The sequence below is a fragment of the Arthrobacter sp. D3-18 genome (genome assembly GCF_054408525.1).
Genome location: NZ_CP096440.1, coordinates 3,884,152 through 3,909,163, shown reverse-complemented (window position 1 = coordinate 3,909,163; position 25,012 = coordinate 3,884,152). Strand labels below are relative to the sequence as shown.

Here is a 25,012-nt window from a genome sequence, read left to right as displayed (position 1 = left end):
TTCCGATACGCCACGGGGAAACTGTTGACCGCCCCGCTCCCAGGCACCACCAAAGGAACCCAGCAGTGACTCGACTCACTCGACTGCCTCGAAGAAGAGGCATGTCCCTGGCAGGGCAGTACCTTGTCCTGCAGTTACTGATCGTCCTGGCAGTTCTTGTCGCCGTTGTGGCCATTTCGCTGGCGCAATCGGCCGCCACCTTCGAACGGACTGAAGGACGCCGGGCGCTGCTGGCTGCTGAAGCACTAGGCAGCAACCCCACTGTCCGCGCGTTGCTCCCGGAGGCCGAACCGCGTGTCGGTTCAGCACTCCCTGCCGTGGCCGAATCCGTGCGCACCGTTTCGGGATCATCGCATGTGGCCCTCGCCAAACTTGACGGCACCGTAGTGGCATCATCGGATCCCAGCCTGTTGGGCCAACCCCTGCCGCTGGGTGAGAGCCAAGTGATGGAAGGGCGCGCCTGGACAGGTGTCCTGCCAGGCAGCAGCGGCGCCGTGCTGTCCGCCCACGTCCCCGTCCTGGACGATTCCGGAAAAGTCATCGGCGTTGCATCCATCAGCAGGAACTACCCATCCACCATTGAGCGACTAGGCGACGCCGTTCCCAACCTGCTCACCTATCTGGGTGTCGCCAGCGTCCTGGGCGTCGCCGGATCCCTCCTGTTGTCCCGCCGCGTCAAACGGCAAACCCTGGGTATGGAACCGCGGGAAATCACCGGTCTCGTGGAGAACCGTGAAGCGATGCTGCAGGGCCTGAAGGAAGGCGTGGTCGCTCTGGATCCCCACGAGCGCATCACGGTGGCCAATGAAAGCGCCAGGCAACTTCTGGGTCTGCCACCGGATTGTGTGGGAAAGAAGCTGCGCTCCCTCCATGTAGACCCTGCGCTGAAAATAGTTCTCACCCGGGAACAGTCCGACCCCGACCAGTTGGTGCTCGTGGGGGAGCGACTGGTAGTGATGAACCGCGTTGCCCTGCGTTCCCACGGACGCGACATCGGCTCCGTCACCACGTTGAGGGACCGGACCGAGCTGTCCTCCCTGGAGAGTGAACTCGGCGCCACCAAGACCGTGACCGACACTTTGCGGGCCCAGGCCCACGAGTTCGCCAACCAACTCCACGTCATCTCCGGCCTGATCCAGATAGGCGAATACGATTCCGTGGTGCAGTTCGTCAACGGAGCCACCCTCGACCGGACACGGCTCAACGACGACGTCACGAGCCGCATCGAGGACCCCGCGCTCGCAGCCCTGCTGATCGCCAAGGCCAGCTTGGCAACGGAGCGCGGAGTGGAGCTGAAGCTGGACCCGAAGTCCGCGCTGCCACGCGTCAACGAGGAACTGTCCCGCGACCTCACCACAGTGGTGGGGAACCTGGTGGATAACGCGTTCGACGCCGTCACTGGACTTCCCGGGGCCTCGGTCCAAGTGTTGGTGGTTAACTCGGGTGAGAACGTCACAGTCACCGTCCGGGACAACGGTCCCGGTGTTCCTTCCGGCTCCGCGGAGGACATTTTTCGGCAAGGCTTCTCCACGAAAGAGCCTGGACCGGGCGATGCGCGGGGCTTTGGGTTGGCGTTGTCACGCGTAATCTGCCGGCGCTCCGGAGGTGACCTGACTGTCTCCAATGACCAAGGGGCGGTGTTCACTGCACGCTTCAACAAAAGCACCTCTAACTCGGACAAACCCGACTCCGACTCCAACAAGCTCGACTCCACGAAGGGGACAACCCAGCCGTGATCAAGGTACTGATCGTCGACGACGACTTCATGGTGGCCAAGGTACACGCCGGGTTCATCCAGCGGACCCCGGGCTTTGGGGTGGTGGGCGTGGCGCATACGGGTGCTCAGGCTTTGGTGGAAACGCAAAGGCTCCAGCCCGACCTCGTGTTGCTGGACATCCATCTCCCGGACATCAACGGACTGGAGCTCATGCATCAGCTGCGCGATGTTGCTCCGGACCTCGATGTACTGGTGATCAGCGCTGCCCGCGAGGTGGAAACCGTCCGAAAGGCCTTGCGCGGCGGGATCGTCCACTACCTCATCAAGCCCTTCTCCCAAGCTGACCTGCAGGAGAGGCTGGAGCATTACCTCAGTGCTTACCAAGGTTTGGACGCCTCCAAAGTGGAGGCCGAGCAATCTGACGTAAACCGCGTCTTCGGACTGAGCGTTTCCGAGCGGACCCTGCCCAAAGGTTGCAGCGTTGAGACACTCGAACTGGTTGAATCAGCGCTGAAAACCGCACCGGGTGATCTCTCTGCCGCCGAGCTTGCCGAGCAACTCGGGACCTCGCGGGTGAGCGCCAGGCGTTACCTCGAGTACCTCCACGACGAGGGTGCGCTGGAGGTCAGACTCAAGTACGGCGTCGGACGCCCTGAAAGGCGATACGTGCTGAAGGGGCGGTGATCCTGGGCTCTGCATTTAGTCGGTCGGTTTCCACCCCAAGGCCGGGCCCAACTTCTCCGCGATGTCGGTGAGGATCTGCACATAGTCCTGGTGGTCGAAGCTGAAGGGTAGCGCGAAAGCCACCTCGTCCACTTCCTGGAAACCAGCATGGGCGTACAGTTGCTCGGCGATTTCGTCGCTGGTGCCGATCAGATCCTTCGCGAACATCATGCCCTTGGGGCCCTGCGGAGCCTCTGTGCGGGGAGTCCGTTCATCGACGTACCGCTGGTACTTCTCCTTCTGGGTGCTCGAAGCGGAATCGGTTGGGATCACCACTAAGCCCTGCGACGCCCTGGCAGTATTTCCGGACGCGGTGGCGGCGTCGCGGTATGCCCGAATCTGCGATTGTTGGACTCTTGCGAAGTCCGGTTCTTGATCCTTGTCGGGAAAAATCACACTGCTGGACAGTAGGTTGAAGCCGTTTGTCCCTGCCCAAACGGCCGACTTCATGCTTCCCGCCCCGTACCACAGACGGCTACGCAGTCCGGGGGAGTGCGGCTCCACCCGGTTGGAGAATTCCTCCACAACACCCTGCTTGCCGGAGAAGTCCCGGACCGGTTCGCCGGCGACCAGGCGGGCGAACCGGTCTACGCGGTCATAGCTAAAGTCTTCGACATCCCAGGAATCGGCGTATAGATGGTGTTTCACGGTGTCGTAGTGCATCGGTTCTCCCACGCTGAGGCCCGGATTAATCCGTCCCCCGGCAAGCAGGTCAACGGTTGCCAGGTCCTCCGCCAGCCGCAGCGGGTTCTCCCAACCCAGCGGGGTTACCGCCGTGCCAAGCTCAATCCTGGACGTTCGCTGGCTGGCGGCAGCCATCACCGCGACAGGGGAGGAGATCCCGAACTGCAGATGGCGGTGGCGTAACCAGGCGCTGTCGAATCCCAGCTGCTCGCCGAGCTCGATGATCTCCAACGTCGATTGATGGCCGGCCGCAGGGTCGGCCGGGTCGAACAGGCCAATAGTCAGAAATCCAAGCTTCCGGAGGGGGCGTTCAGGGCTGGGCATGGCATTCCTTCGCGTTTGGCGGGGCGGCTACTGCCCAGAATAAGTGCCGTTACCAACGACGACGGCGGGTGGTTACCTTTTGTGATGGGCGGAGGTCCTAGGCCCCGTCCGGAGAGGCGATGAACCGCATCAGTGTGTCCATGAGGTGGAGCGTTTCGCGTTCGGGGTCCAGGAGGAACTGGATACGGAGGCCGTCCACCATGGCCATCACCATGGTGACTTTGTCGTCGGCGCTCAGTTCCTGGCTGTCTTCGGTGGTGGCCAGCTTCTTGCTGGTGAAGTGTTCGCGCATCTTAGCGCGCCGGGAAATGAAGAAGTCGTGCGCCGGGTGGTTGGGGTTGGTAGCGGCGATGGTGATGGCCAGCCAGTTCCGGAGATGCTCCGGGTGTGCGAACTCTTCCTGGAGGATGCTGCTCAGCACTTTTTCGCGGGGAACTTTTGATTCAAGGATGCGGTTGGCGAGTTCGGCGTCGTCGAGGTCCCGCTGTGCCAGGGCGGCTAGCAGGAGCTCGTCCTTGGTGGCGAAGTGGCGCAGGAGTGCGGCGTGGGTGACGCTGGCGCGGGCGGCGATGTCCCTGAGGCTGGCCCGTTCGTAGCCATGCTCAGCAAAGCTGGCCGACGCGGCCCGGACTATTTCAGCCCGCCTGGCGGGAGTGGTGGCGTAAGGTCCGCGACGGCGGGACGCTTGTTTTGTCCCGGTTGCCTGCTCGGTAGTTGTGGTCACTGCGCCAACCTTCTTTCCTAACTGCGGCAATTTCTCCGGGGGTATTGTCAATTGTAACCACCGTGACTACTATTCACGAATAGTAACCATAGTGGTTACTCTTTACTTGGTTCGACGATATCGTCGCAGGGCCATGCTGGAGATGCCACCAGCGGGGCGACCACTTTCTTGAAGGAGTCATTGGTGACTACGAACAATCACGAGGCCCCCAGCCTCGCCGGGGGCGTTGCCGCCGCCCAACCGGTCCCCGGCAACCAGCCCTCAACCACGGATCCAAGCACTCATCTGTTGGAGGAACCCCAAAGTCCCGTCAGCAGGAGTTACATCTTTTGGCTGATGCTTGCCAGTTTCGGAGCCTCCATTGCCATGATGGTCCCGCTTTCCTACGGCATCGCCGTCAGGATCACCGAACTCGCTCCGGGCCAGGAACAGGTACTGGGCTTCATCACGGGCATAGCGCAGCTGGTCTACCTGATCATCAGTCCGATCGTCGGGATCTGGAGTGACCGGACGAGGTCCCGCTTTGGCCGCCGCAGCCCCTTTATCTTCCTGGGTACGGCCATCGGCCTGGCTGGCTTGGTAGTCATGGGTCTGGCGCCCAACCTACTGATAGTAGGGGCCGGATGGATCCTTGGCATGTCCGGTTGGTCGATCTCCGGCGCTGCCATCCAGAACCTGATGGCGGACAAACTGCCGGAAGCGCAGCGCGGACGGGTTTCGGCCCTGACGGGACTCATGACCCAGATTGCGCCCGTCCTGGGCATTGGTGTTGCCTACGCTGTCTCCTCGAACACCCTCCTGGTCTTTGTGGTTCCGGGCGTCATCGGCGCCGTGCTTTTGGCGCTTTTCCCGCTTATCAAGCCGGAGGGTAGCTCCAAGAATGTGGTGGTTGATTCGCAGGTGACCTTCCGTTCTGTGGTTGCCAGCTACGGTTTCAGTGTCCGGAGATACCCCGATTTTGCGTGGAACTGGTTGGGCCGCTTTGTCTTCTTCATGGGCCTGTACTTCAACACCACCTTCGGCACGTTCTTCTACGCACAGCGCCTTGGACTCCCCGTCCGGGAGGTCGCCGGAGTTGTAGCGACCATAGGGATGCTGGGCGTCGTGGCAGCAGCAGCGGGTGCCCTGCTCGGCGGCTTCCTCTCCGACAAGCTCCGGCGGCGCAGGCTGTTCGTCATCATCGCTGCCCTGATCTTCGTGGCCGGTGCTTTGGCTGAGGCCTTCGCCTGGTCATTGCCCCAGCTGATCATCGGTGCGGTCCTCATGCAGACTGCCATCGCCGTGTTTGCCACCGTTGACCAAGCCATCATCTTCGCCATCCTGCCCAACCGCACGGAAACTGCCCGCTACATGGCGGTAGTGGCCTTCGCGCAGAAGATCCCCAGTGCAGTGGCGCCCCTGATCGCCTCGGTCATCATCACCATTGGCATCACGGGAACCGATAAGAACTACACCTTCCTCTATCTGGCCGGCGCTGTCCTGGCACTGCTTGGCGGGCTGGTCATCGCCCTCAAGGTCAAGTCCGTCCGGTAGGGATGCGCCGATGGAAACAGCATTGAAGAAGGAAGAAGGAATCACTATGGACACCATGCCTTTCGGGCTCGCGGTGGATAGTGGCGGTGACCAGTTTCCCGTCACGGGACCTGCCCCGCGCTTGTCTTGGAAAATAGCCCCCGGAATATCGGCTGTTGCCTACCAACTGGAAGCAACGGTCGACGGCGTGGCGCAGCCACTTGCGACTGCCACTGGTCGCCTCTATGCGCCTTGGCCTTGGGCTGAACTGCGCAGCAGGCAGCAGGTGACCTGGCGGGTTCGCGTAGCGGAACCAGCGGCCGCTTGGTCAGCGTGGTCCTCTTTTGAGGCGGGACTTTTCGACGACGACTGGACGGCCTTGTGGGTTTCGCCGGTGGAAGGGGAGGACAAGCCATACGGCCAGCGTCCGGCGCACGTGCTTGCTACGGAGTTTGACCTTGCTGCCGGCGGAACGGACGTGACAACCGCCCCTGCTGTGGTCTCGGCCCGACTCTACGCCACAGCGTTGGGTGTTTACACTGCCACGATCAATGGTCAGCGGGCCGGTACAGCGGAACTTTCGCCCGGGTCGACGTCGTACGACAGTACTCTCTACGCCCAAGCGGCAGACGTGACGCCCTTGATCCGAGCGGGCCGCAACAGGGCGGAGATCGAGCTTTCGGATGGCTGGTACCGGGGACAGGTGGGAGCGTTCCGGCATCCCGCCCAATGGGGAACACAGCTGGGAGCCCGGGCCGAGCTGCACATCGAATTCGCCGATCGATCCCACCGGGTGATTGGCACGGACGACACGTGGACCAGCGCACCTTCCTCCACTACCCGTGCGGACCTGATGGAAGGGCAAACGGTGGACCTTACGGTTCCGTCCGTGGCGCCGTCCAAGGTGTTGGTAAACCGGGTTACCGCTCCGGGAATCGAGTGGTCGCCCGCTCCACCGGTCAGGGTGATCCAGTCGCGTCCACCGTACAGTCTTCATGAACTGCGCCCCGGTGTGTGGATAGCCGACTTTGGCCAGAACGCTTCCGGCTGGATCCGGCTCGAAGTTTCCGGAGGCGCGGGTGCTCGCACCGTCATCGAATATGGCGAACATCTTGGCCCCGACAGGGACCTGTCAACCTCACACCTTGACTCGCATCGGCCGGGTGAGCCAGCACGGATCTTTTCGCAACGGGATGAAGTTATAGCCGGAGCTGAAGATGCTGTGTTTGAACCACGGCACACTGTCCACGGGTTCCAGTACGCCCGCATCACGAGGGAGGACCCCACACCGCTAAGTCCTGCCGCCATCACCATGCAGGTTGTCCACAGCGACCTGCTGCGGGCCGGTGAATTTTCCTGCAGCGACGAGGACCTCAATGCCCTGCATAGGATCGGGGAGTGGAGCTTCCTGGGTAACGCGGTGGATGTCCCCACAGATTGCCCCACGCGTGAGCGCCTGGCATGGACCGGCGATTACCAGGTGTTTATTTCCACAGCTACCCGGCTGCGGGACGTGCTGGGTTTCAGTCGCAAGTGGTTGCAGTCCGTTCGGGATGACCAGCTCGATGACGGGCGCATCGCAAACTTTTCTCCCGATGGCCGCCAAATCAAGAATCATCTGGATGACCAGTTCGCCATGATGACCGGTTCCGCCGGGTGGGGAGACGCCGTAGTCGCTGTTCCTTGGGAGCTGTACGAGGCCTATGGAGATGAAGCGGTTCTTGTCGAAAACTGGGACGCCATGGTCCGGTGGGTCCAGTGGTCCCTGGAGATGGCGCGGACAACCCGCCATCACGAACGCGTGAAAGCGTCACTTACCCCCGAGCCCTACGAGGAATATCTGTGGGACGGGACCTTCCACTGGGGCGAATGGACTGAGCCCAAAAAGCGCGACGCCGAGGGGCGCCTGATTGACCCCGTCCAGGACAACCCCATGGTCTGGTTCATGGAAGACAAGGGAGAGGTTGGCACCGCTTACCTGTACCGGTCGTCCGCGACTCTTGGCTGCATCGCTGAGGTTCTGGGACGGACGGAGGACGCAGCAAAGTACGCAAACATCGCAGAGTCAGTACGTGATGCCTGGCGTCTGGCGTACCTTCGGGAAGACGGAACTACGGCGGCCGATACCCAGGCCAGCTACGTCAGGGCGTTGTCCTTCGGATTGCTTCCTACAGAGCGGCGCCAGCAGGCCGCGGACCGGCTGGTTGAGCTGATCCGCGCGGCAGGAACCCACCTCGGTACGGGCTTCCTGTCCACGGGCGACCTGCTGCCAGTCCTCGTCGAGGCGGGGAGGGCCGATGTTGCTTACGAGCTCCTTTTTCAGCGCACGGCGCCTTCCTGGCTATCCATGGTGGACAAAGGTGCCACAACCATTTGGGAGTCGTGGGAAGGGCTGGACGAGCACGGACACGCTCACGATTCCCTCAACCACTACAGCAAAGCCACAGTCCTCAAGTTCCTGCACGAGCACACACTGGGACTGAGGCAGGCGCCGGGATCAGTCGCGTGGCGCTCCATCGTGATCGCCCCGACGCTGGCCCCGGGTATCACGTGGGCGAAGGGAACGCACGAGTCCCCGCATGGCACCATCCGTGTCCACTGGCAGCTCGACGGCGACGACCTGCGGATCGATGCCGACATCCCGGCCGAAACAGAAGCGCGCATTGTCTTTCCGGACGGCTCCGAACACCGGGCAGGACCGGGTCGTTTCCGGGCCACCGCGCACCTTACCGCGCACGACCCCCTGGCTGTTCCGGTCGTCTGACCTGGTCCGCCCAACAGCAAACACACTGACTTACGAAAGATGAGGATCCTCATGACCACTTTCCCTGAGAACTTTCTCTGGGGTGCGGCAACCGCCGGCCACCAGATCGAAGGCAACAACGTCAACAGCGATTGGTGGGCACGCGAACTGACCATGCCGGGCATGGAGCTCTCGGGAGACGCCTGCGACAGCTACCACCGCTACCGCGAAGACATCGATCTCCTGGCCGACGCCGGCCTGGGCTCCTACCGCTTCAGCCTTGAGTGGTCACGCATTGAACCTGCGCCCGGTGCCTTCTCCAGGGCCGAGCTTGCCCATTACCGCCGAATGATCGAGCATTGCTTCGCCCGGAACGTCACCCCGGTGGTCACCTTGCAGCACTTCACCACGCCGCAGTGGTTCGCGAACGACGGCGGCTGGTTGGCTGAGGACGCTTCGGAAAAGTTCCAGCGGTACGTCACGGAGGCCACCACCATCCTGGACGGCGTGGAATGGGTTGTCACCATGAACGAACCCAATATGCAGGCCGCCATCATGACGGCCATGCGCCGCATGCAGCAGAGCCAAGGCGCCGAGTGGCAAAGCCCCACTGTGGAAGGTGTTGAAGGTGGCGAGGAAAAGAAGCAGACGCACAGCGACTTCCTCACCTATGCAGATCCCGAGATCGGGCGGGCGTTCACAGCCATTCACCATGCTGCGCGGGACATCATCCGTGCCCGCACCAAAGCGAAGGTCGGTTGGACCATCGCCGCAGGGGCGCTCACTGCCGCTCCGGGTGGCGAAGAGAAGCTTCTTGAGATCCGCTACGGCAAGGAAGACGTCTATTGGGAAGGCAGCCGCGGCGATGACTTTGTTGGCGTGCAGGCCTATTCAAGTCAGGAAGTGGATGCCAATGGACTGGTGCCCCACCCGGTCCTCCCGGACAACACCCTGGTCGGAACCTCCTACCGCCCCGATGCGCTCGCCATGGCGGTACGTCATGCGTGGGCGGTGACAGGGGGTGTGCCGGTGATGGTCACCGAAAACGGCATCGCGACGGCCGACGACGACCAGCGGATCCGTTACACCACAGAGGCGCTGCAAGGTCTGCATCAGGCAATGACTGACGGCATCGACGTCCGCGGCTATCTCCACTGGTCCTTGCTGGACAACTTCGAGTGGGGCCACTGGGAGCCTACGTTCGGCCTGATCGCTGTGGACCGGGAGACCTTTGTCCGCACACCCAAGCCGAGCCTCGCCTGGCTGGGAAGTGTAGCCCAAGCCAATCAGCTCACCCCGCCACATCAGGTCAATGCGGCGGCGACCGTATGAGCACGGCCTTTGCTGATGCCTCACTGATCCCTGTCAGGGACCTGCTTTCCCTCGCTGGACGCAGGGCTGTCATCACCGGCGCTGCCCAAGGACTGGGCAAAGCGATCGCGTTGCGCCTGGCCGAAGCAGGGGCGGACGTTCTTATCGGAGACCTCGACGGCGAACGGGCGCGGGAAGCTGCGGAGGAGATCGCTGCACGTTTCCCGGTCCGTTCCTACGGAGTCGACATGGACGTGGCTAGTTCGGAATCCGTGCGCACTGCCGCTTCAGCTGCCGTTGCTGAACTGGGAGGCATCGATATCTGGGTCAATAATGCGGGCATTTTTCCCAGCACACCGGTCCTGGATACTCAGGACGAAGAGTGGGAGAACGTGTTCGCCGTCAACACCCGAGGGGTATTCAACGGTTCCCGCGAGGCCGCACGCCACATGGCCGGTGGCGGGGTGATCATCAACATCGTCTCCACGGCCGGTTTTGAGGGAACGGCCCCGGGCCTTGCCTCCTACGTGGGGTCCAAGCACGCTGTTCGCGGTATGACCAAGCAGATGGCGCTTGAGTTTGCACCCTTGGGAATCAGGGTGCTGGGAGTCGCCCCCACCTTCGTACCCACTGAGGGCACCTTGGCGGCTGCCGCCACGCTACGAGCCGGGGACTCTGGTCCGACGCCGGACTCCGGGGCCGCCGGAGTCATGGCCGGCAGCCTCATGGGGCGGCTGGGAACACCGGACGACATTGCACGCGTAGTGCTGTTCTGCGCCAGTGATTTGTCAACGATCATGACAGGCAGCACGCTTCTGGCGGATGCCGGCAAGACCATCTGAGGACACCACATTCAGGGAACGAAGGCCTGGGCGATAGTGCCCGGGCCTTCAACCCTGATACTGCCTTCGGCTGCTGCAACGAAGAGTGACTGCCCCTTGGTCAGGGCGCAGGTACCGGCGGAGGACCGCGTTTCTACTGTCACGTTGCCATCGAGGCACACCAGGATGCGGGGACCGTCTCCCGGCAAAGTGGTGCGGCATTCGGCCGTCTTCCCGGGATGGGCGATGCTCAATGCGAAATCGGGGACGGGGGGTCGGAAGGTGTGGGTAGCGGCATCTTTTGGTGCAGAGGTGACATCGAAGCCGCTGGAGGAGAAATCCACCGCCCCCAACATGGCCTCGACATCAATGTGCTTGCTTGTCAGGCCCAGCCTGAGGACGTTGTCGGAGTTGGCCATGACCTCGAGGCCAAATCCACCCAAATAGGCGTGCGGTACTCCGTCAGCGAGGAACATCGACTCGCCGGGTGCGAGGTGCACCCTGTTCAGGACCAAGGAAACCACGGCACCAACATCGCCGGGGTAGGCGTTGGCCAATTCGCGCACGGTGGCACAGGCTGCCCGAACCACAGGATGTGGATGAAGCAAGGCTAGTGACGCAGCAATTTCCAGCACCGTCTGGATGTCCTCCGGGGGCAATCCCACCAGTATCTCCAACATCAGCCTCATGCCATGTTCACCTGGTGTGGTGCTGAGGCGAGCTCGTGCAGGTTCCAGCGGTCCGGCGAGTTCCTCAAGGAGCCGGGCTATCTCCTGCCGCGGACGGAATCCTGCCAATCCGTCGAAATTTGAGATGGCGTAAACCATCTCTGGCTTGTTGTTCATGTCCTTGAAGGTGCGGTGGGGAGCATCCAAAGGAATGCCCTGCCGTTCCTCCTCCAGGAAACCCTTCGCGGCCAGCCCGCGGGTGGGGTGCACCTGGATGGACAAGGGCTTGGCGGGTGCCAAGAGCTTCACAAGATACGGCAGGCGTCCGAAAGCGGCATCAACCCTTTGCCCGAGATTGCCGAGGCGGTCCCGGGCCACCCACTCATCCAAGCCCTCGTTTCCCGTGGGCCCGATGATGGTTGACGGCCCCGTTGGATGCGCTCCCAGCCACAGCTCAGCAAAGGGTTTGCCATCGGAATCCGTGCCCAGAAATTCGGGCATGGACGTGGTGGAACCCCAGTCATAGGAGCGCCGGGCGCCGGTCAGTAAATGCACTTTATGGTCCTTATGGATGAGTGGGTGGGGGCGGTTACGACAAGCCCTGAAGAGATGCCGAATGTAACTGTGGGTGAAGCGGGTGGTCCGGAGGCAGCATGGCGAGCTGGGCAACCCCGTCCAAGGGGCCACCCAAGGGTGCAAGGATCTCCGCAGACGGCCAGGCCTGTTCAAGTTTGTGTTTCAGGGGCAAAGCAACCTTGGGGTTGGACAGGATCTTCCCCACCCAACTAATGGCAGGACTGTCCTCCACGGCCCATCCCGTATTGCGCAGGCTGGCTCCTACGGAGAGAGCCAGCTCATCGGTAGCATGACCAACAATCCGGGCCGAGACTTCGTCGTGATCCGAGAGATCGATGATGGCCCGGGCATACGAAGCGACAAAGGAGATTCGTTCGGGATTGGACTGGATGTCGATGTACGCCGTCTCGACGTCGGGAAAGTCACGGCGAAGGATGTCCAGGATCGCGGTGCGACGGCCACGGCCGTCATGTGCCCGCATGGCGGCGTCCAGGCCGACCCGACCGATCCAGTACCCGCTTCCGGCGTCGCCCATGATGTTCCCCCAGCCGTCCACACGCGAGTACCCGGCCGGGCCGGTAGCGAGGGTCACGACGCCGGTGCCAGCAGCCAACGCTGCTCCACCGCGCCCGCCGAGGCAGCCGAGGTAACCCGAGATGGAGTCGTGTGCCAAGCGGATCGCCGTGACGCCTAGATCTTCGCAGGCCCGTAAGACTCCCACGGCGTCGGCGTTATCCGGAGTGAGCCCGGAAAGCGCCGCGGCAACGTGTACTCGTTGTCGCGGTTGGTTGGTGAGGACCGAGCGGATAACGCGTTCGAGCTGGGGCATGAGCGGTGCGCTGGTAAGGAGCGGCGGAAATTCCCGCTCCAACTCGGTGATTGTCCCGGCCAGGAGCCTGGCGCGGATGGAAGACTGACCGCCGTCAATGGCGACGACGGTGGAAGGAGAGATCACAGGAGTTGCTTTCGGTCAGCTGGTGGGGGTGTTCACACCCGCGGGCACGGGCGGAGCTTCCGGAGTGAGGGTGATTTTGAGGGTATTGATGCCGTTCAGGAGCAATGCGCCAACGTCGTGGAATGCCGGTTCCTGGCCGGGGCCGGGCTGCAGGGCATGACCGTTGATGCTTGCCGAAGCAGTAGGGGCAAGGCCGTGGAAGATCAGCTTGGCCCTGCCTTCCCCTGACGAACGCCAGGGGAAGTCCACGCTGTATTCCCATCCACAGCGCGCCACCCAATCCGCAGATTGAACCGACCCGGAAGCTCCCGACTCAGCTGCCCCGGACAGGAGCCCCACGGATGTGAGGTCCTGGGAGATGGCCCCAGGCCGCGACGCAGGGATCAATTGCCCCGATACACCGCGGGGCGCTGGTCCCTCAACGAGGCGCATGTGCCATCCGGAGCTGAGTGCCCGGTTGCGGGCGCCCGTTGTGAGTTCTGCCCTGAATTGATGTGTCATGGTTGGCCTCTATGCGGTGGTTGAAACAGTTGAGGCGAGAACCTGGGTGGGTACGGCCCGCAAATCGTTGGCCGTCCGCAGCACTGCCGGGGAGATGAACTCTGCCGGGTCCAAACCTTCGACGTCGGAACTTACCTTGAAGGTCCATTCCGCTCCCGCAGGCAAACTGACCAGGGCGTGATCAATGCTGGCCGCCGGATCCACGCGGTCTACGTGGACGGTGATGTCGCGGACCAGCGAGTGAGCCTTCACGGTGACTTCATAACCACCGGCCACGGCGTTGGCCGAGGCGTCCAACGGGGCAGGGTTGAGTTGCAGGTCGATGTCCTCCACGAAAGTGTGAACGGTCAGTTCTGTCCCCATGCCCACGATCAACGCTTCGTTGGACGGGTCCTGCGGTGTCTGGAGTGCCTGCCCAACCGGCAAGGTGAGGACACCGCGGGCGGGGACCTCGATCTGTTCTTCGTGGTGGTTCCGGACCTCGCCTTCAAGAGTCTGCAAGGAGAAGGTAAGCGGTCCGGCCCAGGGCTGCTCCGTGTCGTTCACCAATGACACCGACAGCTGCCCGTCCCGGTCACCAAGGGAAATGATCCGCGGCGCGTAGGCAAGGCGGAGGGCGTGCCAGAGCGGCTTGGGTCGTTCCTCGGAGTCCACGGCTGCCCACGAGGTCACGGGCCAACAGTCGTTGAGCTGCCATACGATTGCACCGGCGGTGCGGGGCCACCAGGAGCGGTAGTGCTCGATCGCGTAACGGACCGCCCGGGCCTGATTGAGCTGGGTAGCCCAGTGCCAGTCCTGGAAGTCAGTAGGGATGCCTAGATGAGGGGCGAGGCCGCGGTCGAGCTTGCCGTTTCCGTCATCAGCTTTTTGGTGCACCAGGAAGACCGGGTCTTCCTTGGGGTCTACAGCGTCAGCCAGCGGTCCGCCGTCGTTCGCGTGCACAAAGTCGCTCAGTGTGCGCCAGGTTGGCGGACCCTGGAAGCCGAATTCCGAACAGAACCTGGGCACTTCGCTTCGGTACTGGGAGTAGTCAATCCTGTTCCAGACTTCCCACTGGTGATGAGTTCCGTGGTCCGGATGGTTCGGGTGGACGTCCTCCGCTTTGCGACCGGGGGAATAGGGGCTGTTATCGCAGTAGGGGCGTGTGGGATCGAGTTCGGCCACTATGGCACTAAGGAGTTCGTGGGCATAGCCGGCACCCCAGCTGCGGCCTGCCAGATCTTCCTTCCAACCCCAGTCCTCGTGTCCCCACACGTTCTCGTTCCCGCCATTCCAGATCACCAAGGAGGGGTGGGGAGCGAGCCGCACAACGTTTTCACGTGCCTCAGCCTCGATCTCCTCCCAGAGCGGTGACTCTTCGGGGTAGGCGGCGCAGGCAAGCAGGAAGTCCTGCCACACCAGGATTCCGCGCTCATCACATGCCGAGTAGAAGTCCTCGGTTTCGTAGATGCCTCCACCCCATACGCGCAGGAGGTTCATGTTGGCGCCGAGGGCCTGATCCAGCCGGCGGTTGATCCGGTCGCGGGTGATCCGCGTCAGCAAGTGGTCATCCGGGATCCAATTGGCGCCCTTAACAAAAACAGCTTGCCCGTTGACCAGGAGCGTGAACGCCGTTCCGTTGTCGTCCTCCTTGGTGTCCACCTGCACTGTGCGGAAACCGGTCCGCCGTTCCCAGGCATCCAGTTCTTCGCCGTCGGGTCCTTGCAGGATGAGCTGCAGGGACGCCAGCGGCTGCTCGCCGTAACCGGCAGGCCACCATAGCGGAGCGTTGGGCACGTCCAAGGTAATGACCGTTGCGTCACTATCAGCAGGGAGCTGCGCTGTGACTGCCTGCCCCAGCACGGTGGCAGCCAAGGTGAGTGGGCCTGCTTGGCCCAAGCCCGAACGCTCAACAGAAATTCGAAGCTCCACGTGCCCGGTGCCCTCGGCGGTGACCGTCACCAACGGAGTGACCTGGGCGAGCCGCGCCACGGACCACCGCTCGATCCTGGCTTCCTTCCACAACCCTGCCGTCCGCAGGTCCGGGCCCCAGTCCCAGCCGAAGCTGCACGCCATTTTCCTGACGAAGTTGAAAGGCACCGGGTGGTAAGCGCTCGGCCGATCACCCAGGCGGGATCGGAGTTCCTCGGCATAGGCAGTGGCTGATCGCAGGGTGACCGAAAGCGTTTGCTGATTGCCATCGAGGAGGGTGCCATCGGCGGCCGCGCGGCAATCGAACCTGTAGGAACGGTGCATGTTGGCCGTGCGTCCCAGCTCGTGCATCCCCAGGGCAATGCTGCTGACGGTGTCCACGCCGTCGAAGACCAGGTCAACGCGTTCTTCCGGAGCCGGAACAGGCAGCGTCAGGGGGAGTTCGTAGCGCCAGTCGACGTGGTGCATCCACTGCAGCTTCTTTTCGTTGTCATCCAAATAGGGATCCGGGATGAGCCCGGCACGGAGCAGGTCAGTGTGTGCTGAACCGGGGACTTCGGCCGGGATGCGTGCCGGAATTTTGGCGGGTACCGGGCCGGCAATGGGCGATACGGTCCATCCTGCGTTCAAAGGTGTGGAGATCATTGTCTGTCCTAGCGGTGTTCGAGAGTTGAAAGGTCTGCGCTGATTTCATCCATGTGCACCCACCGATTGCTGAAGTGGTTGAAGCACACAGTGTTGTCTATGGCGTCGCGATCCGGGGGAAGCTCGCTGGCGGCCACCTTCCCGAGTCGTTCCGGATCAGGGGCAGCCTGGGCCAAAAGCTGGGTATAGGGGTGTTGCGGATTGAGGATGACATCATCCGATGGCCCACGCTCCACCACTCTTCCCCGGTAAAGGACCAGGATTTCGTCGGAGAAGTGCCGGGCGGTGGCAAGGTCATGCGTGATGTAGAGAACGGCAAGATTGTCCTCCCGCTGCAGCCTGCCCAGGAGATTCAATACGCCCAAACGGATGGACACGTCCAGCATGGAAACCGGCTCATCGGCTATCAGCACTTGGGCCCCCGGGGCCAGCGCCCGGGCGATGGCGACGCGTTGGCGTTGTCCTCCTGAAAGCTCATGGGGACGCTTGGCGGCAATGACCTCCGCAGGGGTCAGATTGACGCGTTCCAGCATTTCCAGGACACGGTGATGCGTTTCGGCGGCCGTCCGCGTCCTGCCGTGGATCCTCAGCGGGCGGGCAATATGGTGCTCGATCGAATGGAACGGATTCAACGACGCAAACGGGTCCTGGAACACCATCTGAACATGCCGGCGATAGACCGATCCAAGTACCGGCGTCTTGTCGTCCAGCTGCACGGAGACGGTCCCGGAGGACGGTTTCTCCATCTTTGTGAGCAGCTTGGCGATTGTTGACTTACCCGATCCTGATTCTCCTACGAGGGCCACCGTTTTGCCCGGCAACAGATCGAAGCTGACGCGATCCACCGCCCTCAGGTTCCGCCGTCGGATGCCTTCCCGCAGTGCGTAGTCCTTGGTCAGGTTGGTCACCGAGACAGACGTCATGGCTGCTCCTCAAAGTCGTGGTCCTCGCGGAAGCCGTTGTCCCGATCAAAGTCTGCGTCGTCGCCGGAACGGATAAATGCTCCTCTGCCACCGCTAAGGCTGGGAAATGAGGCGAGCAGCTTGCGCGTGTAAGGGTGGGAGGCGGAACGGTAAAGGGCCTCGGCCGTGTCCAGTTCCACAATTTCTCCCCGAAGCATCACTGCGATTCGGTCACTGATTTCCAAGAGCAACGGAAGGTCATGGGTGATGAAGATGACGGCAAAGTTTAGTTCTTCCTTCAGCCGCACGATTTCCCGGAGGATGTCCCGCTGAACCACCACGTCAAGGGCTGTGGTGGGTTCGTCCATGATCATGACCTGTGGTTCCAGCAGCATGGCCATGGCGATCATCACCCGTTGGCGCATTCCACCTGACAGCTCATGCGGGTATGAACGCAGGCGCTTGGGGTCTACACCTACAAGCGTGAGGACCTCTGCGCACCGGTCTTGGCGGGCTGCCTTCCGGAGGTCTTGGTTATGCGCCCGCAAGGTGTCATCCAATTGATCGCCAATAGTGCGGACTGGGTTCAGGGCGTTCATGGCACCTTGGAAGACCATGGACAGCTTGGACCAGCGGAAGCGGCGGAGGGCCTCGTCCTCCAAGGCAAGGAGGTCGATGTCCTGGCCGTCGCGATCGTGGAAGGTTACCTGGCCGGCCGAAATGCGGGCCGGCGGCTGATGCAGGCGGTTGATGGCATAGGCCAGAGTGGTTTTTCCGCAGCCCGATTCCCCAGCAAGGCCCAGGATCTCGCCGCGGCCAAGCTGGAAGTTTGCGTTCTTGACCGCAGGCACAGGATGCTCCGTCTCATACACGACACTCAGGTCCCTAACCGTCAGGACAGGCTCGTGGGACGTCAGTTCGGGTGCGTGGTCCAGGGAGAGATCTGCGCTCATGACGTCACTGCTTTCTTCTGGAGCCGGGCCGCTTGGCGTGCGCGTTTACGGACCAAGCGGGCGTTCTTGAGCTTCGGATTGATGATCTCGTCAATGGAGAAGTTGATCAGCGAGAGTCCCATGCCGAACAAAGCGATCATCAGGCCCGGCGGCAGGAACCACCACCACGCTCCCAGCGGCAGGGCGAAGCCGTTCTGCGCGTAGAACAGCATGGTTCCGAGAGTGGAGGAGCTGGATGCGCCCAGTCCCAGGAAGGACAATCCGGCTTCGCCAAGGATCGCGGCAATCACCGCGAACACGAACTGGGAAGCCAGCACCGGCAGGAGATTCGGGAGGATCTCGACGGCGATGACCCGCCAGGCGCGCTCGCCGGACACCCGGGAAGCCGCAACATAGTCCCTGTTCCGCACGGACAGTGTTTGCGCCCGCAGCACGCGGGCCGACGCTGCCCAACTGGTCAACGCCAGCACCACGGCAATGGTCCAGAGCCCTCGGCTTTCGCGGGGAACAAAGCCGGAAATGACGATGACCAGCGGGAGGCCGGGGATCACCAGGAACACGTTGGAGAGCAGCGAAAACACTTCATCGGCGAAGCCACCGATGTAGGCGCCATAGATACCGAAGAACGCTGACAGGACGGTGGCAAGAACGCCCACCAGGAAACCGATCTGCAGTGAACCGCGGGTTGCGTGGGCAAGTTGGGCAAGGACATCCTGGCCGGTTTGAGTGGTGCCCAGCCAGTGTTCAGCCGAGGGGCCGCTGAGCCCCACGTTGCTGATGGCTGCGGGGTCACCCACCAGCAACGGACCGATGGCTCCGAAAATTATGATGGACCCGATCAGTATGAGACCCGTGATCAGCCAAGGCGTCGGGGTGGGGAGCATGAGCCGCCAAGCCGGCTTGGGTCGCTGGCCCCGGCCGCGGGAAATGGTTGCGAGTTCCTCTGTTGGACTGGCTGGGGCCTGCCCTGTCATGGATTGAATGTTGGTCATGTGAATCTGCTCCTTAGCCCCTGGCCCGTGTGCGGGGATCGACCAGGCTGTAGAGGAGGTCGACCAGGAGGTTCGCTGCCAGGACAGCGATGGTGATGTAGAGGAACACGCCCTGCATGAGTGCGTAATCGTTGTTGGTTACTGCTGCCAGCAGCCGTGATCCGATTCCCGGGTACGAAAACACCTGTTCGGTCACCACGGAGCCCGAGACGACGAACCCCAACGAGATGGCAAAGCCGGCTACGGAGGGGAGGACTGCGTTGCGTGCAGCATAGTTACGGAGGATCCAGCGATCCGGAAGCCCTTTGGCCCGCGCCGTAAGGACGTAATCCTCGGACAACGTGGAGACCATCATGTTGCGCATTCCCAGCAGCCATCCACCGAGGGACGCGATGACGATGGTGAGTGCCGGGAGGATGGCGTGTTCTATGGCTGACAGGATGAAGGGGCCGTTGAAGCCGGGGTCCAGGACCACGTTGTAGCCACCCTGCCCGGGGAACAGTCCCAGCCCACGGGACAGGATGTACACCAGGACCAGGGCCAACCAGAAGTATGGAACAGCTGCAAGGAGCGTGGTGGCCGGAACCAGCGAGTCCAACCACGTGCCTGGCTTCCAGCCAACCAAAGCTCCGAGCAGGATTCCCAAGAGGGCCGCGATGATGGTGGAAACGCCCACCAGGATCACGGTCCAGGGCATCGATGCTCCGATCACATCAGTAACCTTGGCGGGGAAGTAGCTGATGGATACGCCGAGGTCACCTTGGAAGATGTTGACCAGGTAGGTCCAGTACTGGGCAAGGATGGGCTGGGTGTCGTCGCCGCCCAGGAGGATGGCGTAGGACTTTCGGGTTTCTTCGGTGATGCTGCCTCCCCGCTGCTGGAGCTTTGCCAGCAGGATGTCCACGGGGTTTCCGGGCAGCAGCCTGGGAATGATGAAGTTCAGGGTCAGCGCCGCCCACAGGGCAGCGGCGTAGAAGCCCAGTTTTCGGATGACGTAGTTCACGATTTAGCCTTCGGCAGGCTTGAGTGACTTGAAGACCTGCGCTGCGTCCAGACGGGACCACACAGCAGGGAAGGCGTACATGTTGTCCTCGCTCGGCCACCCACTGAACTTTGCCTTGTTCCAAATACTCGTGGTGCCGCCGGTGACAACAGGGATGTAGGGCATGTCCTCAACGATGGCCGACTGGATGATGTCGAATTGCTGCTGCCGTTCTGCCTTGTTGTCGAACGGGAGGTTCTTGACTGTTTCCAGGGCTGCGTCAACGGTGGGGTTGGAGTAGCGCGAGTAGTTGGTTCCTGCCGACTGCCCCACGGGTGCGGAGGTGGCGGAGGAGAAGAAGTAGTTGTAGACGTAATACGGATCCGCGGCCGGCCCTTGGTAAAGCGAATCGATGGCCAACTGGAACTTGCCCTTGGTTCGCTTGTCAGTCCACTCGTTCCAAGAAGACTGTGAAGCCTGAACGTCGATTCCTGCCGCCTTGGCCTGCTCTGAAATGGTTTGAATTGCCGTGATGTAGTCGGTCCAGCCGGTGACAACTTCAACGGTCAGAGTCAGTTTCTGGCCGTCCTTGGCGTAGATTCCGTCGCTGCCCTTGGCCCAGCCGGCTGCCTCCAGGGTCTTCTGCGCGGACGAGGCATCCGCCGTTTCCGGCGCGATGGCAGGCTTGACCGCCGTCGAGATCCATTCAGACTGCGTATCTGTCAGGGCGAAGGACGGCGAGATAGGTGAGGCCGTGTTTTCGTAGGCCAGCTTGTTGAGCTGGGTCCGGTCGATGGCCAGGTAGAGGGCCTTGCGGACGGCCGGGTCCGTTTGCGGCCCCGTGCAGCCGAGCTGGACGTTGGCGCAGGCAGCCAGGACCTGCTGGCTCTGGGCGACTGTTTGCTTTTCATACTTAGGGAAATTCTTGGACACGTTTTGGATGTCCGGAACGGGACCCGTCTGCCAGTCGATAGTGCCCGAGGCAATGGCGTCGGCGCCGGCGGTGTTGCCCGAGAGCGCAATGTACCGGACGTTCTTGACGGCGGGTTCCCCACCCCAGTAAGTGGGGTTGGCCTTGAGGGTGAATGCCTGGGGCTTGAAATCCGCCAGTTGGTACGCGCCCGTCCCCACCGGCTTTTCCACGACGTCGGTTTCGGGGTTGATCTTGGACCAGATGTGTTCGGGGACGATCACGGCCTGGGTAAGGATATCCGGTCCGGTGACGAAGGCCGGCGTGTCCCAAACGAACGTTATGTGGTTCTGGTCCACCACGTTCACGGTGCCCTTGAAACCCAAGCTGTTCAGTGCAGGGTGCTGCTTGAGGAGGTTGAAGGTGAAAGCTACGTCATCTGCTGTGAAAGCTTCGCCATCGCTCCACTTGACGCCCTCCCGCAGGGTGACCGATAGCTGCGTACCCGCGGCGTTCCAAGCAAATTCCGTTCCCAGGAGTGGCTCGGGCTTGGCGTCTGCTGATGCCTTGTTCTGGTAAAAGAGCGGCTCGAAGATGGCTCCCGGCCCGGCCACTTGGGACGGGGAGAAGGGGTTGAAGTTGATCTGGTAGTCGCCGGCTTGGCCGGTGTAGGCGATCAGTGTTGAGTCGTTTGCCGCGGTGGTTCCGCCGCCTGAGCAACCACTGAGGAGAAGGCCGAGTGCGGTTGCGCCGGCGGCCAAAGCAAGCGTGCTGCGCCGGAAGGTGGCAGCCCGGTTTCGAGAGGTGAGGAGCATCTCTGGTCCCTTTCATCTAGCCGGACCGCTGTGACCGGCTGGGGTTTTATGTGCCGTGGATCACGACCTATGAAAAAGTTAGGTGATTAAATTAAGTGAGTCAAGTTATTATTGAAAGTGAATCCAGGACGTCCGACCCAAAAGGAGAACGGTGACCACCATCACGACGCATCCACCTCCGGCCGCCTCAACCAAGGCAAAGCTGCTGGACATCATGCGCACCCGCGGAACCGTCAGCAGGGTGGAACTTGTAGGCGCTACCGGGCTGACGCCGGGGACCATCACCAACGTGATCCGGGAACTGCTCGACGACGGACTGGTTCAGGAAGCCGGGCAAGCGCGCTCCACCGGGGGACAGCCGCGGCGGCTCCTCCGGCTCCGTGGCCAAGCCCACTACGCGGTGGGAGTTCAGATGGACCGATGCACGAGTTCGGTGGTCCTGGCCGACTTCACCGGTCGCTTGGTTTCGCAGCAGACTCTTCAAGGCTCGGGGAGCCATGCTCCGGGGGAGATGCTGGAGATCCTCTCGGCCCGGATCCACAGCCTGCTTGAGGACGAGGAAGTGCCGTTCGAGAGTGTTCTTGGCATCAGCCTGGTCACACATGGACCGCAGAACCGTGTTGAAGGAACTCTCCTGGCACCACGTCCTACTCCCCAGTGGTACGGCTATCCGTTGGTGCCCGCGCTGTCACGGCTGACCGGGCTGCCGGTCATTCTTGAGAACGATGCCACCGCCGCGGCCATGGGTGAGCAATGGTTAGGGGACGTCTCCGCAGAGTCCTTCGGAGTGATCTACATGGCGAGTGGCCTCGGTGGCGGGGCTGTGGTGAACAAGGAGGTTTACCGCGGCGGAGGTTCCAACACTGTTGAAATCGGACACATCACCCTCGACGCTTCCGGACCGCCCTGCGAATGCGGCAACAGGGGTTGTGTGGAGAACATTTGCGGTACTGCTGCAGTTGTAGCCCGCGCCGTCCGGGATGTTCCGCTTCGCGACAGGCTGGGCCTCAAAGACAACCGGGCGGAAACGCTGAACGACTTTGACCGTATTTCGTCCGCCGCAGTGGGCGGGGACCTTGACGCCCGACTCCTGCTGGAGGACGCGGCCCGCGGCCTCGGACAAGCCGCGGTAACCCTGGTGAACCTCTTCGACCTCAGCACCGTGGTGCTGGCAGGCCCGGCCTTCTCCACCGCCGGCACGCTTCTCCGGGATCACATCTCCGCCACGGTCAACGCCGCCGCTTTCAACCGTGAACTGCAACCCATCAACGTGGTCCTGTCCTCGCACGGTTCGCTTGCCGCAGCGATCGGAGGGTCATTACAGGTACTCCGCACCGTCGGCGACACCAAAGACCGAAGAACCGTTCCGCCGTCGTTCCTTACTCGACCAAACCAGCCACAGTTCGCCAGCCTCAACCCCTGAAAGATCCGGAGAACAGCATGACCCAGTCCCTACACCCCTCACCCTCCATCCAGCAGGTACAGCCGTTCACGGTGCTGCGCCGCGACGGCGTGAGCATCGTCCTGCGGCACCTGTCCGCGGGCCTGCCTTCAGTCCTTCACTGGGGCGCCGACGTCGGGCCCTTGGAGCACGACGATCTCCAAGCGATGGTCCTCGCCAGTGGCCGCCAAACGGCGCCCGGAACGCTCGACGCCGCATGGCAGCTCAGCATCCTTCCCCAAGAAGGTGACGGCTGGGCAGGCCGGCCCGGGCTGGTGGTGACCCGGGAAGGAGCACCGGTCTTCCCGCGATGGGCCGTTAAGGACGTCACGGCCAACGAGTACGCGGCGAGCATCACTGCTTCTGACGAAGGCAACGGGCTGGAAATCCACGCCGAGCTTGTACTCACGCCTGGCGGAGTCCTCACGGTGATGCACCGCGTGATCAATACAGGAACAACTCCGTTGGACGTCCATTGGGTGGAAGCGACCATGCCCCTCCCGAAGACTGCCGACCACCTGACGTCATTTTCGGGGCGGTGGACCAGGGAGAAAGCTCCCTTCACCACGGAAATGCCGCGAGGCGCAGTCAGCCGCGAAACACGGCGCGGCAGGGGCGGACACGATGCCCCCCACCTGGAAATCGCAAGCATCGGCAAGCCCGGGAACCGGAGCGGCGAAATGTGGGCCGTCCATCTGGGATGGAGCGCCGACTGCACGTACCGCACTGACCGGATGACTGACGCAGTGACGCTTTTGGGAGCCGGCGAGCTCCTGCGGACCGGTGAGATCAGGCTGTCCCCCGGTGAAAGTTACAGCACTCCCAAGGCCTGGTTCGCGTGGTCCGATGAGGGGCTCGACGGTCTGTCGGCCCGGTTCCATCAAGCATTGCGCTCGCGGGATCAACACCCCCGCAGTACCAGGCCTTTGGTGCTCAACACCTGGGAAGCCGTCTACTTTGACCATGACCCGGCGACTCTGATGCGCTTGGCAGAACGTGCTGCTGAGGTGGGAGTTGAGCGTTTCGTCCTGGATGACGGCTGGTTCATGGCTCGCCGTGACGACACCAAAGGGCTGGGGGACTGGACCATAGATCCTGCCGTGTGGCCACAGGGGCTGGGTCCTTTGGCGCAACGCGTCCACGATCTAGGCATGCAGTTCGGCCTGTGGTTCGAACCTGAAATGGTGAACCTGGACTCCCACCTTGCCCGGGCGCACCCCGAGTGGCTGCTGCACAATCCGGACCACGTTTGGGCGTCCCCTGACGAACTGTCCTGGCGGACCCAGTACGTACTGGACCTGGCCAATGCGGGCGCCTATGAGCACGTCCGGAACCAGATGAGCACACTCATCGAGGACCTGGGCATCGACTTCATCAAATGGGACCACAACCGCGATCTGGTGGAATCCGTGCATTCCGGAGTGCCCGGCATCCACGGACATACCCTCGCTACGTACCGGTTGATTCGTGAACTCAAGGAAAGCCACCCGGGACTGGAAATCGAGTCATGCTCCAGCGGAGGAGCCAGGACGGACCTGGGGATACTCGAGTTTGCGGACAGGGTGTGGGCATCCGATTCCAACGATGCCGTGGAACGGCAGGACATTCAGCGATGGACACAACTGTTGCTGCCCCCCGAGATGGTGGGAGGTCATGTGGGGCCAACGACGTCGCACAGTTCAGGCCGCACCCTGGAATTGTCGTACAGGGCTGCCACCAGCCTGATGGGATCCGCCGGCTTCGAGTGGAACCTGTTGGAATGCACCCCTGACGAACTGGAAACAGTGCGCGCTTTTAGTGCCTTGTACAAAGAGCTCCGTCACGTCCTGCACACCGGAGTTTCAGTGCATGCAGATGTCCTTGATCCGGCCTTGCGGGTGACGGGGGCCGTACTCCCGGACCAGAGCGAGGGTGTCTGGACCATCGCGTCGGTTGCCACCTTGGAGGATGCCCTTCCGGAGCGGATCAGGCTTCACGGCTTGGATGCGTCCCGGCGTTACCGTGTGAGGGTGAGGAAGGAACTCGGCGAGGCCCGCCATGGGTGGATCACTCCGCCGTGGGTTTCTGCCGGTGAGATCACTCTTCCCGGGAGTGTCCTGGTCCGGGATGGCCTGCAGATTCCGCTGTTGTGGCCGGCCCAGGCGCTGGTGCTGCATGTCCAAGGTGTGTAGTCCGGGCTGCACGATGAGTCCGGTTCCGGTG

General features: G+C 62.3%; 19 protein-coding genes. 8 read left to right on the top strand and 11 right to left on the bottom strand.

Annotated features, from left to right (window positions below; genetic code table 11):
• Positions 1 to 101: 101 nt before the first annotated feature.
• On the top strand, positions 102 to 1,736 hold the full coding sequence (locus tag M1D89_RS20085) for a sensor histidine kinase (RefSeq protein ID WP_498646323.1): 1,635 nt from the start codon (positions 102 to 104) through the stop codon (positions 1,734 to 1,736).
• Positions 1,733 to 2,401 carry a response regulator gene (locus M1D89_RS20080; RefSeq protein ID WP_498646321.1) on the top strand — a complete coding sequence of 223 codons (669 nt, stop codon included), beginning with the start codon at positions 1,733 to 1,735 and terminating at the stop codon, positions 2,399 to 2,401. Before M1D89_RS20085 ends, M1D89_RS20080 begins: the two co-directional genes overlap by 4 nt.
• A 15-nt stretch (positions 2,402 to 2,416) precedes the next feature.
• Here M1D89_RS20080 and M1D89_RS20075 read toward each other — a convergent pair whose 3' ends face one another.
• Both M1D89_RS20075 and M1D89_RS20070 read right to left on the bottom strand, forming a co-directional pair.
• Entirely contained in the window at positions 2,417 to 3,448 is a 1,032-nt protein-coding gene (locus M1D89_RS20075; RefSeq protein WP_498646319.1) for an LLM class flavin-dependent oxidoreductase, read from the bottom strand.
• 97 nt (positions 3,449 to 3,545) lie between these two features.
• A complete protein-coding gene (locus M1D89_RS20070; RefSeq protein WP_498646317.1) occupies positions 3,546 to 4,172 on the bottom strand; it encodes a TetR/AcrR family transcriptional regulator in 627 nt (208 codons plus the stop codon).
• 183 nt (positions 4,173 to 4,355) lie between these two features.
• Between M1D89_RS20070 and M1D89_RS20065 the strand changes: the two genes are divergently transcribed.
• From M1D89_RS20065 to M1D89_RS20050, 4 genes are read left to right on the top strand one after another with little or no spacing between them, the layout of a single operon-like run.
• On the top strand, positions 4,356 to 5,705 hold the full coding sequence (locus M1D89_RS20065; protein ID WP_498646315.1) for an MFS transporter: 1,350 nt from the start codon (positions 4,356 to 4,358) through the stop codon (positions 5,703 to 5,705).
• A gap of 10 nt (positions 5,706 to 5,715) precedes the next feature.
• The gene (locus M1D89_RS20060) at positions 5,716 to 8,448 is read left to right on the top strand and encodes a family 78 glycoside hydrolase catalytic domain (protein WP_498646313.1); all 2,733 of its coding nucleotides are present in this window, start codon (positions 5,716 to 5,718) and stop codon (positions 8,446 to 8,448) included.
• Between the two features lie 51 nt (positions 8,449 to 8,499).
• Positions 8,500 to 9,759, top strand: coding sequence for a glycoside hydrolase family 1 protein (locus tag M1D89_RS20055; protein ID WP_498646310.1), 1,260 nt, complete (start codon positions 8,500 to 8,502; stop codon positions 9,757 to 9,759).
• Complete coding sequence (locus tag M1D89_RS20050) at positions 9,756 to 10,580, top strand: SDR family NAD(P)-dependent oxidoreductase (RefSeq protein ID WP_498646308.1); 825 nt, start codon at positions 9,756 to 9,758, stop codon at positions 10,578 to 10,580. The genes M1D89_RS20055 and M1D89_RS20050 overlap by 4 nt, the downstream gene beginning before the upstream one ends.
• 11 nt (positions 10,581 to 10,591) lie before the next feature.
• On the opposite strand, the gene manA is transcribed toward M1D89_RS20050, so the two are convergent.
• Genes manA through M1D89_RS20005 form a run of 9 tightly spaced genes read right to left on the bottom strand, consistent with a single transcriptional unit; the run spans position 10,592 to position 21,369 of the window.
• Positions 10,592 to 11,782 carry a mannose-6-phosphate isomerase, class I gene (gene manA, locus M1D89_RS20045; protein ID WP_498646306.1) on the bottom strand — a complete coding sequence of 397 codons (1,191 nt, stop codon included), beginning with the start codon at positions 11,780 to 11,782 and terminating at the stop codon, positions 10,592 to 10,594.
• Between the two features lie 34 nt (positions 11,783 to 11,816).
• Positions 11,817 to 12,758: a BadF/BadG/BcrA/BcrD ATPase family protein gene (locus M1D89_RS20040; protein ID WP_498646304.1), complete on the bottom strand. Its 942-nt coding sequence runs from the start codon at positions 12,756 to 12,758 to the stop codon at positions 11,817 to 11,819.
• A gap of 15 nt (positions 12,759 to 12,773) precedes the next feature.
• Positions 12,774 to 13,259 (bottom strand): glycosyl hydrolase 2 galactose-binding domain-containing protein, encoded by a 486-nt coding sequence (locus M1D89_RS20035; protein WP_498646302.1) that lies wholly within the window; start codon positions 13,257 to 13,259, stop codon positions 12,774 to 12,776.
• 9 nt (positions 13,260 to 13,268) lie between these two features.
• Positions 13,269 to 15,815, bottom strand: a complete 2,547-nt coding sequence (locus M1D89_RS20030) for a glycoside hydrolase family 2 protein (RefSeq protein WP_498646299.1) — start codon at positions 15,813 to 15,815, stop codon at positions 13,269 to 13,271.
• An 8-nt stretch (positions 15,816 to 15,823) separates the two neighbouring features.
• Positions 15,824 to 16,738 (bottom strand): ABC transporter ATP-binding protein, encoded by a 915-nt coding sequence (locus tag M1D89_RS20025; protein WP_498646297.1) that lies wholly within the window; start codon positions 16,736 to 16,738, stop codon positions 15,824 to 15,826.
• Positions 16,735 to 17,670: an ABC transporter ATP-binding protein gene (locus M1D89_RS20020; protein ID WP_498646295.1), complete on the bottom strand. Its 936-nt coding sequence runs from the start codon at positions 17,668 to 17,670 to the stop codon at positions 16,735 to 16,737. Before M1D89_RS20020 ends, M1D89_RS20025 begins: the two co-directional genes overlap by 4 nt.
• Complete coding sequence (locus M1D89_RS20015; RefSeq protein ID WP_402936547.1) at positions 17,667 to 18,662, bottom strand: ABC transporter permease; 996 nt, start codon at positions 18,660 to 18,662, stop codon at positions 17,667 to 17,669. Before M1D89_RS20015 ends, M1D89_RS20020 begins: the two co-directional genes overlap by 4 nt.
• A gap of 13 nt (positions 18,663 to 18,675) precedes the next feature.
• Complete coding sequence (locus M1D89_RS20010; RefSeq protein WP_402936545.1) at positions 18,676 to 19,665, bottom strand: ABC transporter permease; 990 nt, start codon at positions 19,663 to 19,665, stop codon at positions 18,676 to 18,678.
• 3 nt (positions 19,666 to 19,668) lie between these two features.
• Positions 19,669 to 21,369 carry an ABC transporter substrate-binding protein gene (locus tag M1D89_RS20005; protein WP_498646292.1) on the bottom strand — a complete coding sequence of 567 codons (1,701 nt, stop codon included), beginning with the start codon at positions 21,367 to 21,369 and terminating at the stop codon, positions 19,669 to 19,671.
• 151 nt (positions 21,370 to 21,520) lie between these two features.
• On the opposite strand from M1D89_RS20005, the gene M1D89_RS20000 reads away from it, so the two are divergent.
• The gene (locus tag M1D89_RS20000; RefSeq protein ID WP_498646290.1) at positions 21,521 to 22,792 is read left to right on the top strand and encodes an ROK family transcriptional regulator; all 1,272 of its coding nucleotides are present in this window, start codon (positions 21,521 to 21,523) and stop codon (positions 22,790 to 22,792) included.
• A 17-nt stretch (positions 22,793 to 22,809) separates the two neighbouring features.
• The gene (locus tag M1D89_RS19995) at positions 22,810 to 24,981 is read left to right on the top strand and encodes an alpha-galactosidase (RefSeq protein ID WP_498646288.1); all 2,172 of its coding nucleotides are present in this window, start codon (positions 22,810 to 22,812) and stop codon (positions 24,979 to 24,981) included.
• Positions 24,982 to 25,012: the final 31 nt, after the last annotated feature.